General features: G+C 60.7%; 13 protein-coding genes. 8 read left to right on the top strand and 5 right to left on the bottom strand.

Translation table 11 applies throughout. The features are described 5' to 3' along the window. Positions 1–37: 37 nt before the first annotated feature. A complete protein-coding gene (locus K0F85_RS20290) occupies positions 38–1,324 on the bottom strand; it encodes a D-amino acid dehydrogenase (RefSeq protein ID WP_219117759.1) in 1,287 nt (428 codons plus the stop codon). A 91-nt stretch (positions 1,325–1,415) separates the two neighbouring features. Continuing rightward, entirely contained in the window at positions 1,416–2,762 is a 1,347-nt protein-coding gene (locus K0F85_RS20285) for a serine hydrolase (protein ID WP_219117758.1), read from the bottom strand. Between the two features lie 227 nt (positions 2,763–2,989). On the opposite strand from K0F85_RS20285, the gene K0F85_RS20280 reads away from it, so the two are divergent. Continuing rightward, positions 2,990–3,730 (top strand): GntR family transcriptional regulator, encoded by a 741-nt coding sequence (locus K0F85_RS20280; RefSeq protein WP_219117757.1) that lies wholly within the window; start codon positions 2,990–2,992, stop codon positions 3,728–3,730. A gap of 2 nt (positions 3,731–3,732) precedes the next feature. Here the strand turns inward: K0F85_RS20280 and K0F85_RS20275 are convergent, their stop codons facing one another. Next, positions 3,733–4,866 (bottom strand): nuclear transport factor 2 family protein, encoded by a 1,134-nt coding sequence (locus K0F85_RS20275; protein ID WP_219117756.1) that lies wholly within the window; start codon positions 4,864–4,866, stop codon positions 3,733–3,735. A gap of 142 nt (positions 4,867–5,008) precedes the next feature. Beyond that, entirely contained in the window at positions 5,009–6,067 is a 1,059-nt protein-coding gene (locus K0F85_RS20270) for a helix-turn-helix transcriptional regulator (RefSeq protein WP_219117755.1), read from the bottom strand. A gap of 187 nt (positions 6,068–6,254) precedes the next feature. On the opposite strand from K0F85_RS20270, the gene K0F85_RS20265 reads away from it, so the two are divergent. From K0F85_RS20265 to K0F85_RS20235, 7 genes are all read left to right on the top strand, one after another. Continuing rightward, a complete protein-coding gene (locus tag K0F85_RS20265; RefSeq protein ID WP_219117754.1) occupies positions 6,255–7,136 on the top strand; it encodes an N-acetylmuramic acid 6-phosphate etherase in 882 nt (293 codons plus the stop codon). 45 nt (positions 7,137–7,181) lie between these two features. After that, positions 7,182–8,480 carry an MFS transporter gene (locus K0F85_RS20260; protein ID WP_219117753.1) on the top strand — a complete coding sequence of 433 codons (1,299 nt, stop codon included), beginning with the start codon at positions 7,182–7,184 and terminating at the stop codon, positions 8,478–8,480. Positions 8,481–8,571: 91 nt separating this feature from the next. After that, positions 8,572–10,239 (top strand): glycoside hydrolase family 10 protein, encoded by a 1,668-nt coding sequence (locus K0F85_RS20255; protein WP_257572925.1) that lies wholly within the window; start codon positions 8,572–8,574, stop codon positions 10,237–10,239. 86 nt (positions 10,240–10,325) lie between these two features. Further along, entirely contained in the window at positions 10,326–11,273 is a 948-nt protein-coding gene (locus K0F85_RS20250) for a BadF/BadG/BcrA/BcrD ATPase family protein (RefSeq protein WP_257572924.1), read from the top strand. A 30-nt stretch (positions 11,274–11,303) separates the two neighbouring features. Next, positions 11,304–12,104 (top strand): N-acetylmuramoyl-L-alanine amidase, encoded by an 801-nt coding sequence (locus K0F85_RS20245; RefSeq protein WP_219117751.1) that lies wholly within the window; start codon positions 11,304–11,306, stop codon positions 12,102–12,104. Positions 12,105–12,187: 83 nt separating this feature from the next. Continuing rightward, a complete protein-coding gene (locus K0F85_RS20240; RefSeq protein WP_219117750.1) occupies positions 12,188–13,090 on the top strand; it encodes a LysR family transcriptional regulator in 903 nt (300 codons plus the stop codon). Then, a complete protein-coding gene (locus K0F85_RS20235) occupies positions 13,090–13,704 on the top strand; it encodes a M15 family metallopeptidase (RefSeq protein WP_219117749.1) in 615 nt (204 codons plus the stop codon). The genes K0F85_RS20240 and K0F85_RS20235 overlap by 1 nt, the downstream gene beginning before the upstream one ends. On the opposite strand, the gene K0F85_RS20230 is transcribed toward K0F85_RS20235, so the two are convergent. Then, positions 13,705–15,084 (bottom strand): sodium-dependent transporter, encoded by a 1,380-nt coding sequence (locus K0F85_RS20230; RefSeq protein WP_219117748.1) that lies wholly within the window; start codon positions 15,082–15,084, stop codon positions 13,705–13,707. Positions 15,085–15,340 lie beyond the last annotated feature (256 nt).

The following is a 15,340-nucleotide window of genomic DNA, read 5'->3' as shown; positions in this document are numbered from 1 at the left end:
ATAACGGCGGCGCCGGGCGCCGCTGCCGCTGGTACGCCTATTTTCGAGGCGCGAGGAAGTCCAGCGCGAACGGTGGCGCCTTGCCGGCCATAAGATCGGCGAGGATGCGCGCCGTGCCGGCGGCAAAGGTAAAACCCAGCGGACCATGGCCCACGTTGAGCCACAGATTGGTGTACTTGCTGGCGCCCACCAGTGGCGCGCTGTTCGGCGTGGCGGGGCGCAGGCCGGCCCAGGCCGTGGCCTGCTCGTAATCGGCGCCGTGCGGCATGGCTTCGCGCGCCAGCCGCGTCAGGCCGGCGATGCGGTTCCAGTCGATGCTATTGTCGGCACCCACCATGTCGACCATGGCGGCCACGCGCAAATCGCTGCCGATGCGCGCATACAGTACCTTGCGTTCGAAATCCGTGATGCTGATCTCGGGCGCGCGGTCTTGCGCGCGGATGGGCGCCGTCAGGCTGTAGCCTTTGAGCGGATACAGGGGCAGGTAAATACCCGCCGTGGCGGCCAGGTCGCGGCTCTGGATGCCGGCCGCCAGCACATAGTGATCTGCCTGCAACAGGCCCAGGCTGGTGTCGACGCCGGTGATCTTGCCCTTGTGCGTGACGAGGCGGCGCGCCTCGCCTTTTAAAATGCGTGAACAATTCGGGTGCTGCAGCAGGCGCGCTTCCAGCGCCAGGCAAAAGGCGTGGCAATCGGCCACCGCCTCGCCCTCGGTAAAGATGCCGCCCGCCAGGGCGCCCTGCAAGGCCCCCAGCGCCGGTTCGCGCTGCACCGCTTCGGCCGGTGACAGCACGATGCGCGCCTCTTCCGACTCGGGCCGCGCCACGGCCCGCTGAAAGATGGCGGGCGAGCGGTAGACGATGAGTTTGCCTGCATTGCGCCAGGCATACGCTTCGGGCGGCACGGTCAATTCCAGCTGTGCCATGCCGGCGCGGCTCCATTCTCCCAATTGCAGCAGTTTGGCCGTCGTGCGGGCATTGCTGGTGGCATTGCAATTGCGCAGGAAACTGGCCAGCCAGCGCCACTGGCGCCAGTCGGCCTCGGGGCGGAAGCGCAGCGGGCCGTCTTTCTGCAGCAGCCATTGCAGGGCTTTGAAGGGCACGCCGGCGTCCGCCAGCGGCGCCACATAGCGGTAGCTGAGCTGGCCGCCATTGCGGTAGCTGGCGGCGATCGCCACCTGTTCATTGCGTTCCAATACCGTGACCCTGTAGCCGGCCTCTGCCAGCCACCAGGCCGATGTCAGGCCGACGATGCCGCCGCCGATAATGATGACTTGTTGCTGCATGTTGCCTCGCTGCGTTGCGCTCCCATGGTGCGGGAGCATTCGGGAAGAGCTTAGAGGCTGGCCATCACGGGAGCCAATGAAACATCATGGTGCAGCCATAACTTTCAGGAATGCACTATTTCAGTGCAAATCATTCATGCTTGCCAATTGCGCCATGGTATAGAGTGGTGAGTATCAATTCTTCGCTGCGCCCCATGGCGGAATACGTGCCCGGATAGCGTTCGGGGTCGCTGCCCGTGCCACCCACCAGCATCACCATGCCATTCTTGTTCTTGAAATCGAGCACGAAGGCGGAGACCAGGCCATACGCCTCTCCCAGGTGGCCAACCGCATCAAAACTGGCGCCCTCGACCAGGCCGTTGCCCCGCCCCGTCACTGCATCGAACTGCTGGTTGCCCAGGCCCCAGGCGCGGTACAGGCCCCGCTCACTGTCGCCATTGCCGGCATCTGGCCCCAGTTGCCATTGCCGGCCAAACATCAAGGCGATGCTGGCGGGCTGCAATAGTTGCTTGCCCTGGTAGGTGCCATCGTCGAGCAGCATCTGCATGACCTTGCCCAGGTCGGCAGCGGAGATGCGCAAGCCGCCCGTGGGACTGAAAACGGTGGCGTTGCTGCCAATCACGTAGTTGGCCAAGCTGGCGGGCGCGGCGGGTGGGCGGGCGTGAAAATCGTCGACCTGGGCGAGCCATGGCCCTTGCGGCTGCCACACTTCCGTTTCCACTGTGCGCTTGCGGTACAGCGTGGCCGTGTTCGCCACTTCATCGGCCGTGAACGCCGCCGGGTTGTAGCCGCCGCGCAGCTCCATGGGGTCGAGCAGCAAACGCCGCATCAGCAAGTCGAAACGCTCGCCCGTGACTTTTTCCATCACGCTGCCGATCACGCCCCAGTTGAGGTTGGAATAGCTAAAGTAACTGCCTGGTGCCGCAGCCGCATCCCACATGCTATCGCCGCCAGCCGTAAACACGTCGCGCAAGCTGTGCTCGGGGCCCCAGGCATAGCCGCCCGCGTCGCGCAGCGAGGAAGTATGGCTGAGCAGGCGGCGCAGGGTCAGTGCTTGCTGGGGGAAGTGCGGGTTGCGCAGCGAAAAGCCCAGATAGAATCCCACGTCCTGGTCCAGGCTCAGCTTGCCCTGCTCGACCAGCCGCATCAGGCCCAGGGTGGTCATCATCTTTGAGATGGACGCGATGCGGAACAGGGTGGCTGACGTCACGGGCAAGCTGTCCGCTGGCGTAACGCCGATGTAGCGGTAGCCGAATTGTTGTTGATACGACACCTTGCCCTGGCGGATGGCCAGCACGGACAGGCTGGCCAGCGGGTGGGCCGGGTCATCGACGATGGCCGAAAGCGTGGCATCGAGTGCGCGCTGCCGCTCGTGTTGCACGAGTTGCTCGGTGCCGCTGCCGGGCGGGGCAGCCAACGCGGTCCAGGTCGTGCCCAGTAGCAGCAAGCCCAGTAAGCCCGTCATTTTATTATGCATGTTTCCCTGTTTCTCGGTGTAATGGAGGCATCGCCAGCATAGGGCGGGATGCCGTCCAAGGCCAATGAAAATTGCTTATTTATCTATAATGCCAAGCTATACGTACGGTAAAACATTGTTTTTTTAAGTGTATAACCGTTATTTATACCCATTTTCCATTTATTCATGGGCGGACGGGCTACGCGCAAGCGCCATCGCTATTACACTAGGAGGACAAGGAGAACTGTATGAGCCAGACCAGCGTAGAACTCAAGGTCGATTTAAATGACAATTCGCCTTTATATATGCAGATCGCCCGCAAGCTGAGCGATGACGTACGCAATGGCCGCTACCAGGTAGACCAGGCCCTGCCATCCGAACGTACCCTGTCCGAACTGCTCGACGTATCGCGCGTGACTGCCCGCAAGGCCATCGACCAGCTCGTCGAGCAAGGCCTCGTCGTGCGTCGCCGTGGATCGGGCAATTATATTGCCCCACGCATCGAGCAGCCGCTGTCGAACCTGTCGAGCTTTTCCGAGCAACTGCAGCAGCGCGGCTACCGCCCCGGCTCGCGCTGGCTCAAGCGCGAAGTCGTCATCGCCAGCAGCGATGAACAGCTGAGCCTGGGCCTGGCGCAGAATACGAAAGTGGCGCGCCTGGAGCGCTTGCGCCTGGCCGACGACGTGGTGATGGCGTATGAAGTGAGCGTGCTGCCCTTCAGCGTGGTGCCGGAGCCGGCCGCCATGGGCGATTCGCTGTATGAATACTTGAGCAGCATCAAGAAGGCCCCCGTGCGCGCCTTGCAGCACATCCGCGCCATGAATGCGACGGACGTGCTGGCCAAGCAACTGGGCATCCCCGATGGCCAGGCCGTGCTGTTCATCACGCGCATCGCCTATCTGGAGTCGGGCGAGGCGGTGGAACTGACGCATTCGTATTGCCGCAGCGACCATTACGATTTTGTGGCGGAGATGCGCCGCGCCCCATAAATCTACTGCCCGAACAGGCGGATCATGGATTCGGCCACGCCGACGGACGATTCCCAGCTCATGCCGGTCACTAGCCGGCCATCGACCTCGACGTGACTCTTGCCGTTGGCGCCGTGCCTGAATATGCCGCCATGGCGCTTGATGCTGCCTTCTGCCGAAAAGGGATAGGCCTTGTAGATCGGCGATTCCTTGTTCAGAAACGCATCGGGGAACGAGGTGAGCACCTTGCCCTGGATGAGGAAAGTACCGTCACTGAGCTTCAGATTCTTGATGCCCTCGGTGCCATGGCAGATGGCCGCGATCACCCCGCCCTGTTGTTCGTAGATACGCAAGGCGATGTCCTGCAGCGGCTTGTTGTCCGGGACACCGACGATGGCCGCGCCGCCGCCGACGAAAGCCATGCCCGCATACTCGTCTGCCCTGACCTCGGAGACGGGCTTGGTATGGGCCAGTGCCCACATGAAATCACTGTCGTACAGATGCCTTTTTAATAACTCGTCCGACGTGACGATCATTTCCAGCGGAATGGCGCCACCCTCGGGACTGACGAAGTCGACCGCGTACCCTGCTTTGCGAAAGGCATCATAGGTATAGGCAAGCTCGGGAAAATTATTGCCGGCGTTAATTTTCGTGCCGGGATATTGATGCACATTCGACACGACCAGCAGCACCTTGCGTGCTTGGCGCGCGGCTGCTGGTTCGCGATGGGCCGACTTGCTGACGATCTTCCAGTTGCCGGCGATCTTTTTCAACAGAAATACATCCACATAGCGGACCCCTTGCTGGGGAATGTGGATCTCGGCCTTGGCGGTGGCCACCTTGCCGCTCACATCCACCTTGATCAGTCGCCCGTGGCGCCCATTGAATAGCCCTATTTTCTCTTGGGAAAAGAGTTTTGCGTATTCCGGACCGCTCAACTCCCATTCCGCATCGTTTTTGCCGTTCAGGTAAAGGCGGGCGGTTGCATGGAAGGCCTGCTTGATCTCGTCCTGTACGTTGAAGCTGGTGCCATGCAGATACAAGCGCACGGTCTCCCGGATGGCATTTTCGTCCTGGTCTGCACTTGCGGCGCTTCCAACGGCGGCGATGCTTAGCAAGCAACAGGCGAGTACCGTTCGCAATAAAGACTGAATCATGGCTTTACCCTCAATGAAGAACTACGTTTATCGGAGCAACGACTATTTCATATCGTTGCTGGTCGATAAGTTATCGAAATGCAGGGGAATGGATGTCGCCAAACATGATTTCAGACTCCGGAATGGCGATTCCGGAGAGGTTTTACGCGGAAACGGCCCTGGCCGCCTGGCCAGATTGGGCGCGGAAGCTGGCGGGCGTCTGCCCGGCAACTTTCTTGAAGGTGGAGTAGAAAGTGGAACTGGAATTGAAGCCGCAGCGCTCGGCAACGATATCCAGGTTCAGTTGCGGCTCGTCGGTCAATACCTGCTTCGCTTCGGCGATACGGTATGCGTTGACGTAGGTATTGAAGCTCTTGCTCAGCTTGTCATTCAGTACCTGCGACACCTGCGCCTGCGTGCATCCGGCCCGCTTGGCCAGTTGGGCCAGGGTCAGATTCGGATTCAGATAGGATTGTTGCACGCTCATCAGTTGTTCCAGCGCAGCGAGCACGGCAAGTGCATCTTCGTGTGTCAGGCGGCTATTCCGGTACTTCTGCTTCGGCTCGGCAGGCGTCAAGGTTTCCTTTCTCAGCAGAAAGACCATGACCGCGACATGCAGCGAGAAGGTGAATGACAAGGCGCCGACAATATAGGACGTGAACGGCGTGCTCGCGTATGCCGCCAACATGACACAGCTGCCGGCAAAGACGCTCAGCAGGAGCACGCTGCTGGTCGCCAGCCGATGCCCGTCGTTCAACCATGCATGGCGGCTTTGCCAGAGCAACTTGGCAGTTGCCAGCAGGTAGCATAGCCAGAACACATGGATGGCATGGCTCGACAGGTCCCACACAGAGCGGTACGCGGAATACGGAAAGGCAACGCCCATGCCTATCAGCAGGCAGGACAAGCCGAGATGCCAACGCCATTGTTGTCCAGCAGGCAGTTGCGCGAGTCCGGCGATGAAACAGCGCACATAGAGATAGGTCAAGGGACCGATCAGCAGGCAGGCCGACAGGCCCAGCTGGCGGAATTCGAGTGCGATCGCAGGGTTGAAGAAGAGGAAGGCGGATTTGGCGGTGCGCACCCCGACGGCAAGCAGCAATGCACTCAGGATGCAGTCGGCGAGGCAGCGAGGCCGACGGCTGAAAAAATAGACGGCCAGAAAAATGCCGTTGATGGCGCCAAGGGCGCTAAACAGGAACAGCAATTGGCTAGCGATCATGGGGCATGTCGTTGATGAGGGCGTCGAGCTGAAGTATAGACACAAATGGGAGCGTATCGAAGTACATGTAGCACGCCACCTTCCTGCACTAGCCATAAGCTCCCGTTATGCCCGCCTGCCAAGCTTTCATGGTTGATCTCGCTCGTTGGTATTAAACTGGTTTCACCTTCAACCATGTTCTGAAATCATGTTGAAAACTGAAACCCCGAGCCGGCGGCATCCGGATCTGGACCTGTATCCGGTGGAGCAACTGGTGGCGGCGCTGGTTGATGACCAGTTCTGGGCCGTCGAAGCCGTGCGGCTGGCGTCGCCGCAGATCGCTGCCGCCATCACTGCCGCCTTGCCGCGTATCGCCGCAGGCGGACGGCTGTTGTACGTGGGTGCGGGCACATCGGGCCGGCTTGGCGTGCTCGATAGCGTTGAATTGAATCCCACGTTTTCCTGGCCGCCCGAGCGGGCTGTCGCCATCCTGGCCGGTGGCGCGGGCGCCATGTTTGTGGCCGTGGAAGGGGCGGAAGATGATTTATTGCAAGGCGAGAAGGATTTGCTGGCCCTGCAGCCGCAAACCAATGATGTCGTGATCCTGCTGGCCGCCTCCGGCGCCACGCCTTACGTGCTGGGCGCGCTACTGGCGGCGCGCACGGCGGGCGCCTTGACCATCGGCATCGCCAACAATGTGGATGCCCCCGTGGCGCACGAGGCACAATGCGGCATCGTGCTTGACACGGGCATGGAAGTCATATCCGGCAGCACGCGCTTGAAAGCGGGCACGGCGCAAAAAATCACCCTGAACACAATTTCCAGTTCCTTGATGGTGGGTTTGCATAAAACTTACGGAAACTTGATGGTAGACTTGAAGCCGACCAACGCCAAGCTGATCTGGCGGGCGGTGCGTCTGACCATGCATGCCACCGGCGCCAGCGAAATGCAGGCCAGGGCCGTGTTGGAACAATGCCACTATCACGTCAAGGTGGCGATTGTTGCCTTGATCAAAAAAATCAACACAAACCAGGCACAGGCATTGCTGGCCGGCGCGGATGGCAGTGTGCGGGCAGCACTGGCGGCGTGATCCGATGGCGCGGCATTCTTCTGTCTGGCAGACTATGAAGGATGTATGGAGCTAGTGAAACAAAGCGCACCGGCGCGCGCGAAAAAACCGTGGCTGTGGATCCCCTCCCTGTATTTTGGCCAGGGCATCCCCTATGTAGTGGTCATGACCTTGTCCGTGATCATGTACAAGAACTATGGTTTCAGCAATACGGATATCGCGCTGTACACGAGCTGGTTGTACTTGCCCTGGGTTATCAAGCCGCTATGGTCTCCCTTCATCGATATGTACCGCACCAAGCGTTTCTGGATCGTCGGCTTGCAGCTGGTGATCGGTGCCGCGCTGGCGCTGGTCGCCCTGACGACGTCATTGCCGCATTTTTTCCAGATCAGCCTAGCCATCTTCTGGCTGATGGCTTTTAGTTCTGCCACGCATGATATTGCCGCCGACGGCTTTTATATGCTGGGACTGGAGGAACATCAGCAGGCGGCCTTCGTCGGCGTGCGCAGCACATTCTATCGATTGGCGATGATCGCCGGCCAGGGTGGCCTGGTGTTTCTGGCTGGCTATTTGACGCATGCGACGGGCAATGTGCAGCTGGCCTGGTCCGTCGTGTTCGCCATCCTGGCGGGCCTGTTCATCGCCCTCTTCCTGTACCACTATTTTGTCTTGCCGAAACCGAAGGAGGACCAGCCCAGCATCCAGGGCGCCGGTATTTCGCCGGTGCAGGAATTCCTCGCCACCTTTGCTTCCTTCTTCAAGAAGAAGGATATTTTTGTCATCCTGGGATTTTTGCTGCTGTTCCGCCTCGGTGAAGCGCAATTGCTCAAATTGGCCGCGCCCTTCCTGCTCGACCCTGTCGCCAAGGGCGGCCTGGGCCTCAGCACGGAACAGGTGGGTCTGGTCTACGGCACCATCGGCGTGATCGCGCTGACCCTCGGCGGTTTGCTGGGCGGATTCATCATTTCCCGCTTCGGCTTGAAACGCTGCCTGTGGATCATGGTGCTGTCCGTCCACTTGCCCGACCTGGTCTTCGTTTTCCTGGCCAGCACCTTGCCCAGCAGTATCTATGTGATTGCCGGTGGCATCGCCCTGGAGCAATTTGGCTATGGCTTCGGTTTCGCGTCCTACATGTTGTACATGATCATGGTCTCCGATGGCGCGCATAAAACGGCCCACTACGCCATCTGCACGGGTTTCATGGCGCTGGGCATGATGCTGCCCGGCATGGCCAGCGGCTGGATACAGCAAATGCTCGGCTACCAGCATTTCTTCATCTGGGTATGCATCGCCACCATTCCCGCCTTCATCATGGCCGCACTGGTCAAGATCGATCCCGAATTCGGCAAGAAGGCCGAGGCCTGATTCTTTTGAACGGTGCGCCCGCAAGGATGGCGGGCGCACAGTAAAATGCCCGCACCGATAGACCTGCGCTCCACCACTGCAAGGAATTGTTTTGTTGTCTACTTTCAAAAAACGCCTGGGCGCCTGTGCCGGCGTACTGGCCGCGCTGGCCGCCGCCACATTGCTCAGCAGCTGTACCAGCACCAAGATGCCCTCCGCTGTGACGCCGGGCGACGCGGGTTTGCCAGCCGTGCCGCCCGTGCAGCACATCACGGGCGAAGTGCCGCCGCCGGCGCCGCGCGAATTTCGCGCCGCCTGGGTCTCGACGGTCGCCAATATCGACTGGCCCAGCCGTAGCAATTTGCCGGTTGCCAAGCAGCAAGCCGAGGCCATCGCCATCCTCGACCGCGCCAAGTCCTTGAATCTGAACGCGATTGTCTTGCAGGTGCGGCCCAGCGCCGATACGATTTACCCATCGCAGCTGGAACCGTGGTCGGAATACCTGACCGGTAAGCAAGGCCAGCCGCCGTTGCCCATGTATGACCCACTGGCTTTCTGGGTAGCCCAGGCGCATGCGCGCGGCCTGGAATTGCACGCCTGGTTCAACCCGTACCGGGCCCGTCACGCGACGGCCAAGTCGCCGCTGGCGCGCGACAGTTTCGCGTCCACCAACCCGGCGTCCGTCAAGCAATACGGCCGCTACCTGTGGATGGACCCGGGCGACGCCGCCGCGTCCAGGCACACGACGGACGTGGTGCTCGACGTGGTGCGCCGCTACGATATCGATGGCGTGCACATCGACGATTACTTTTATCCGTATCCGATCGACGCGCCTGGCGCCGGCGCCGGTGCCGGTGCCGAAACAGCCGCGCTGGACGCGGGCAATGGCGGCGCCAGGCGTGAACTGCCGTTTCCCGATGAGCCTTCCTGGCAGCAATATCTGCTGGCCGGTGGCCAGCTGGACCGTGCTTCCTGGCGCCGCCAGAACGTCAATCAGTTGATCGAAGCGTTATACACAGGTATCCACCGCGAAAAGAGCTGGGTGCGCTTCGGCATCAGTCCATTCGGCATCGGTCGTCCGGACCGTCGCCCTGCCGGCATCGTCGGTTTCAGCCAGTACGACAAATTGTATGCGGATGCAGAGTTGTGGCTGGCCAAGGGCTGGCTCGATTATCTGTCGCCGCAGCTCTACTGGCCCGTGGCGCAGGCGCCGCAAGCGTTCGGCGTGCTGCTCGACTACTGGCTGGCGCATAACCCGTATGGCCGCCATGTGTGGCCAGGCCTGTACACGAGCCGCATCGACAATTCCGCCAAGTCCTTCACGCCGCAAGAGATCATCAAGCAGATCGAAGTGACGCGCACGCGCCCCGGCGCGAATGGACATGTGCATTTCAGCATGGTGCCCCTGATGCAGAACCGCAAGGGTGTCAGCGAACAACTCAAGGCGAGCGTGTACCAAAGCCCTGCCCTGATTCCCGCCACGCCGTGGCTGGGCAAGGAAGCACCGGGTACGCCCGTGCTGGCACTGCGTCGCGATGCCACCAGCCTGAACGTCAAATTGACGACGGGTGGCGGCAAAGCCGTGGCCCAGTATGCCGTGTGGGCGCGCTATGGCGAAGACTGGCGCTTTACCGTGGTCACGGGCGTGCAGGGCGAGCTGACGCTGTTGGACGATGCCACCGGTAAAGTCAACGCGGTGGTGGTCAGTGCCGTGGACCGCCTCGGCAATGAAAGCCCACGCGTCACCGTGCGCGCACCGTTTACGGCCCCCGCCAAGTAATTGTTAACGGTAGTCCATAACCTGCAGGCATGAAACATGCGCAAGCTTTCATGCCTGCAAGTTCAGCTTGGCTTTACACTCACGCCATGATTTCCTTCCCTGCAACCAATACTGACACTGCCGTGCTCGGGCTGGGCATCGACGCGGGCGGCACGCAGACGCGCTGGGCGCTGGCCACCGTTGACGGCGTGATCGTGGCCGACGGCGCCGTGGAAGGTTTGTCTGCCTTGCAAATGGGCAGCGATGGGGGTCGCGCCGCCGTGCACGCCACGTTTGCCAGGCTGTGCCAGGCTGTGCTGGCCGTTGGCCGACCGCGTGCCGTGATGGCGGGCTTGACGGGCTTTGGCGGCGATGATGTTGTGCTGGCGCAAACACTGGCCACCTTGCTGGCGGTCGATGCCGCCAACGTCAGCGTGGGTAACGACATTGACATTGCCTATCGCGACAGTTTTGAACCGGGTGCCGGTTATCTGGTCTACGCTGGCACCGGTTCGATTGCCGCCTGGATCGATGCGGATGGGGGATTTCACCGTGCTGGCGGGCGCGGCGTGTTGCTTGACGATGGCGGCGGCGGCTACTGGATTGCGCGCGAAGCCTTGCGCCATATTTGGCGCCGCGAAGACGAGGCGCCCGGCAGTTGGCAAGCCTCGCCCATGGCCGAAGCCGTGTTTGCCCATCTGGGCGGGAGCGACTGGTCGCAGTCGCGCGCCTTCATGTATGGCCAGGACCGGGGCGCCATTGGCCGGCTGGCGCTGGCCGTAGCCGCCAGTGCGGATGCCGACCCGCTGGCGCTGGACATCTTGCAGCGTGCGGGACAGGAACTGGCGCGATTGGCGCTGGCCCTGACGGCGCGCTATGGTCCGCGTCCCGTGGTGCTGGCGGGCCGCGCGGCGCAATTGCACCCGGCCATCGCTGCTGCCATGCGCGCCGCTTTGCCTGTATCGTTGATGATGGAGCAAAAAGTTGCCCGATCACATGAGGCCGCGGCCAAGTTGGCAGCCAGGACGGCCAGCTTGTGTGCCGGCAAAGACTGATTATTTTATTAACCCGAACATGGATCTTTCATGAAAAAAATCGCCCTCGCCCTGCTGGTGGCCCTGCTCTCCGCCTGTACCACGCCCGCGCCGCACCTCGACCATAGTTTGAACGCACGCAGCCAGAGCCCGCGCGTGAAATTCATCGTCATCCATTACACGGTCAGCGACTTGCCCCGCTCGATCAAGATACTGACGGAACAAGTGGTCAGCAGCCATTATTTGCTGACGGATACGGACAAGCCGAAGTTTTACGTGCTGGTCGACGAATCGCGCCAGGCCAATCACGCGGGTGTGAGTAACTGGAAGACTTATACACAGTTGAATGTCAGCTCGATCGGCATCGAGATCGTCAATCCCGGCTACAAGGACACGCCGGAAGGCCGCCTCTGGTATCCCTTCCCGCAGGCGCAGATCGATGAGTTGATTCCGCTGTTGAAAGATATCCAGGCGCGCTACAACATCGCGCCGGAAAACATCCTTGGCCACAATGAAATCGCGCCGCAGCGCAAGCAGGACCCGGGCCCCCTGTTCCCATGGCGCCAGCTGGCCGATGCGGGCCTGATCGTCTGGCCCGATGCGAACCGCGTGGCCGCCCAACGAATGATTTTTGAGCAGCAAGTGCCGGACGCCGTCTGGTTCCAGAAAAAGCTGGCCCAGCACGGTTATGCCACGCCGAATACGGGCATCTTTGACGAAGCGACGCGCAATGTGCTCATCGCCTTCCAGATGAAATACCGCAATACGCTGTTCGACGGCATGCCCGATGGCGAAACGGCGGCCTTGCTGGAAGTGCTGACGACGCCGGCGCCAGCTGTTGTAGCAAAGTAGCACGACCGTTCCAGCCCATGCCTTTTTCTTATATGCTGAACGTTGATGGCCCGAATGGCCAAAGCAAGGTAAAGGAATAGCTCATGCGGCTGCGTCATATCGAAGTGTTTCACGCCATCATGCAAGTTGGCACCATCAGCGGCGCCGCCCAGGTGCTGCATATCTCGCAGCCTGCCGTGACCAAGGTCTTGCAGCATTGCGAGTTGCAACTGGGCATGCCGCTGTTCGAGCGCGTGCGGGGCAAGCTGTACCCGAAGCCGGAGGCGCACCGGCTGTTTGTCGAGACGGAAAAGCTCAACCGCGATTTATTGGGTATCCGCCGCCTGGCGGCCAGCCTGAAGGGGCACGCGGTGGAAACCATCCGCCTGGTGTCGACGCCGACGCTCGCCATCAGCGTCTTGCCGTTCGCCATGACGCAGTGGCGCCGCGACTTTCCCCATACGCGTTGCCAGCTGGCCACGCATCACACGGGTGAGATCGTCAATACCTTGCGCCTCGGCGAAGCGGACCTGGCCGTGTCCTTGCAAGACCCGCGCCATCCGGGCATCGTGGCCGAACCGATTGCGCAGGGCGTCATGACGGTGATCGCGCCGGCCGGCACCTGGCATGCGGCCGATTGCGGCACGCCTTTGACGGCGCATGGCCTGAATGGCGAGCTGATCGGCCATGCGGACAACGATCCGCTGGGTGAACTGGTGGTGGCCGCCTGCGAGGCGCAGGACATCCACCCCGTCTTCAGTACGGTAGTGCAAACCTATCAAATTGCCCGCTCGCTGGTGGAAGCGGGCGCCGGCATGGCCGTGGTCGACCCATTTACGGCTGCGTCAGGTTCGCCCGAGCGGCTGCAGCGCCGGCCTTGGGCGCCCACGATACCCATACAACTGTATTTATTGACGGCGAGCCACTCGCCGCTGTCGCATGGCGCGCGGCGCCTGGCCGACAGCATTGGCGTAGCGGCGCGTCAGTGCCTGGAAAGAAGAGCTTAATGTCTGTTGCTAGTTTGCAATTGGAAGCGGTCGGTAGCGATCCGCAATTTCGCCACCTGAGCAGCATCGCCGGCATCGCCGTCGACTTGCGCTATGCCACGCCCGACAATTTCGTCGGCCGCGACTTATATAGCCCCATCGATTGCGCCTGGCTGCACCGCGATGCGGCCGCCGCACTGGAAAAGGCCGTGGCCTGGCTGGCCGCGCATCGCCCCGGTCATCATCTGTTGGTGCTCGACGCCTTGCGCCCGCAACGGGTGCAGCAGCAATTGTGGGATGCGCTGCAGGGGACGGAGTTGCTCGGCTATATAGCCGAACCATCGCGCGGCTCGATCCACTCGTTCGGCATGGCGCTCGACATCACCATCGTCGGGCCGGATGGGCAGGAACTGGACATGGGTACGGGTTTTGATGATCTGAGTGAGCGCTCGCACCCGGCGCTGGAGTTGGTCTTGCTGGACAAGGGGGAGATTTCCGAAGAGCACGTGGCGCATCGCCGCTTGTTGCGCGACGCCATGTTCCAGGCGGGTTTCTTCGGCATCAACAGCGAATGGTGGCATTTTGATTGCGGTGACCGGGTGCTGGTGCGCCAGACCTACACCCGGGTACTCTAGTTACAAGACTTTCATCCCTTTCAACATCACGATCAGGATCAGCACGGGCGAGACAAAGCGCAGCAGGAACAGCAGCACATGCGCCAAGGCTTTGTTCTGCAACTGGCCGTGATTGCTGATCGCATCGATGAAATGGTGCTTGCCCCAGGCCCAGCCTGTAAACAAGGCAATCGCGATGCCGCCTACCGGCAGCAAGATATTCGACGAGACGAAGTCGAACAGATCAAACATATTCAAATTAAACAGCTTGAAGTCCGCCAGGGTACTGTTACTCAGCGCGCACACGGAACCGAGTACGGCCAGCAGCAGCATGGTCACGACGGTGGCCCTGGTGCGCGTCCAGCCGAAGCGTTCATGGAAAATGACCACGGGCACTTCCATCAGCGACAGCATCGCGCCCGTTGCGGCGACGGCAGCCAGGATGAAAAACACCACCATCAGGACTTGCCCCATCGGAATTTGCGAGAAAACTGCCGGAATCGTGATGAACACCAGCGACGGTCCCGCACTAGGGGCGAAACCAAACGTGAACACGGCGGGGAAGATGGCGATGCCAGCCAGCATCGATACGCCGAGGTCGGCCGCCATCACGCGCAAGGTGGTGACAGGGATATCCTGGTCATCGCGGAAATAGCTGCCGTAGGTCATCATCGTGCCCATGCCGACGGACAACTTGAAGAAGGCCAGGCCCATGGCCGTCAGTACAACGGAAGCCGTCAGCTTGGAAAAATCAGGACGGAACAGAAAGGCCAGGCCTACACCCGCTTTATCGAGCGACAGGCTGACCGCACATAGCAGCAGTAGTAACAGAAATAGCAGCGGCATCAGTTTCTTGGCGATCGCTTCGATGCCCTTGGTCACGCCCAGCATCAATATGCCGCCGATAAACAGCAGCACGCCCCATTGCCACAACAGCGATTGCAAGGGATTGCGGATCAGCGAAGCGAATGCCGCTTCCGTTACCAGCTTGTCGCTGCTGAGGATGGAGCCGTCGATGGCTTTGGCGATGTAGGCAAACACCCAACCCACCACTTCCGAGTAAAACGCGACGATGAGGAAGGCGGCGATCATACCGATGAAGCCGACCAGCCACCAGGGCTTGCCCTTTGGGGCCAGTTGTTCCATGGCGGAGATCGGGTTGACCTTGGCGCGGCGCCCGAGGGTAATTTCTGCAATCATCACGGGCAGGCCTACCAATAAGGTGGCGAGTAAATAGATGAGCAGGAAGCCGGCGCCACCATTGGCACCGGTTAGATAGGGGAACTTCCAGATATTGCCAAGACCGACTGCGGAACCGAGGGTGGCGGCGAGCACGCCAAAGCCAGTGCTGAAGCCAGCTCGTTTCAGGGACAGGCCTGATCCTTGAGCTTGTTGTTTCATGGTGAATCTTCTATGTATGGACGCGGATTTGCGCTGAGGGGGCGAAATTGTAGCAGTTGGCGGCAAATACTCCTGAAAAGCCTTGCTACTACCAGGGCGCTTTGCTATAGTTCGCCTCCCCGATGAGACGCACTAGTTTGCGGCACAAGAGGGACAGCCTTCCGGGGCTGGGTAGTAAAAGAAGGTGTTGACGAATTTAGCGAAATGCTTCATACTCTTCCTTCTTCGCAGCTGACAAACACAACGCTTTGTCGAT

Source organism: Janthinobacterium sp. UMAB-56 (assembly GCF_900095265.1).
GTDB lineage: Bacteria > Pseudomonadota > Gammaproteobacteria > Burkholderiales > Burkholderiaceae_D > Janthinobacterium.
This window is presented reverse-complemented; position numbering and strand designations above follow the sequence as displayed.

What these genes read in the sequence shown, in the direction of transcription:
- K0F85_RS20290 (WP_219117759.1), bottom strand. Translation starts at nt 1,324, where the DNA reads ATGCTCCCGCACCATGGGAGCGCAACGCAGCGAGGCAACATGCAGCAA.
- K0F85_RS20285 (WP_219117758.1), bottom strand. Translation starts at nt 2,762, where the DNA reads ATGCATAATAAAATGACGGGCTTACTGGGCTTGCTGCTACTGGGCACG.
- K0F85_RS20280 (WP_219117757.1), top strand. Translation starts at nt 2,990, where the DNA reads ATGAGCCAGACCAGCGTAGAACTCAAGGTCGATTTAAATGACAATTCG.
- K0F85_RS20275 (WP_219117756.1), bottom strand. Translation starts at nt 4,866, where the DNA reads ATGATTCAGTCTTTATTGCGAACGGTACTCGCCTGTTGCTTGCTAAGC.
- K0F85_RS20270 (WP_219117755.1), bottom strand. Translation starts at nt 6,067, where the DNA reads ATGATCGCTAGCCAATTGCTGTTCCTGTTTAGCGCCCTTGGCGCCATC.
- K0F85_RS20265 (WP_219117754.1), top strand. Translation starts at nt 6,255, where the DNA reads ATGTTGAAAACTGAAACCCCGAGCCGGCGGCATCCGGATCTGGACCTG.
- K0F85_RS20260 (WP_219117753.1), top strand. Translation starts at nt 7,182, where the DNA reads ATGGAGCTAGTGAAACAAAGCGCACCGGCGCGCGCGAAAAAACCGTGG.
- K0F85_RS20250 (WP_257572924.1), top strand. Translation starts at nt 10,326, where the DNA reads ATGATTTCCTTCCCTGCAACCAATACTGACACTGCCGTGCTCGGGCTG.
- K0F85_RS20245 (WP_219117751.1), top strand. Translation starts at nt 11,304, where the DNA reads ATGAAAAAAATCGCCCTCGCCCTGCTGGTGGCCCTGCTCTCCGCCTGT.
- K0F85_RS20240 (WP_219117750.1), top strand. Translation starts at nt 12,188, where the DNA reads ATGCGGCTGCGTCATATCGAAGTGTTTCACGCCATCATGCAAGTTGGC.
- K0F85_RS20235 (WP_219117749.1), top strand. Translation starts at nt 13,090, where the DNA reads ATGTCTGTTGCTAGTTTGCAATTGGAAGCGGTCGGTAGCGATCCGCAA.
- K0F85_RS20230 (WP_219117748.1), bottom strand. Translation starts at nt 15,084, where the DNA reads ATGAAACAACAAGCTCAAGGATCAGGCCTGTCCCTGAAACGAGCTGGC.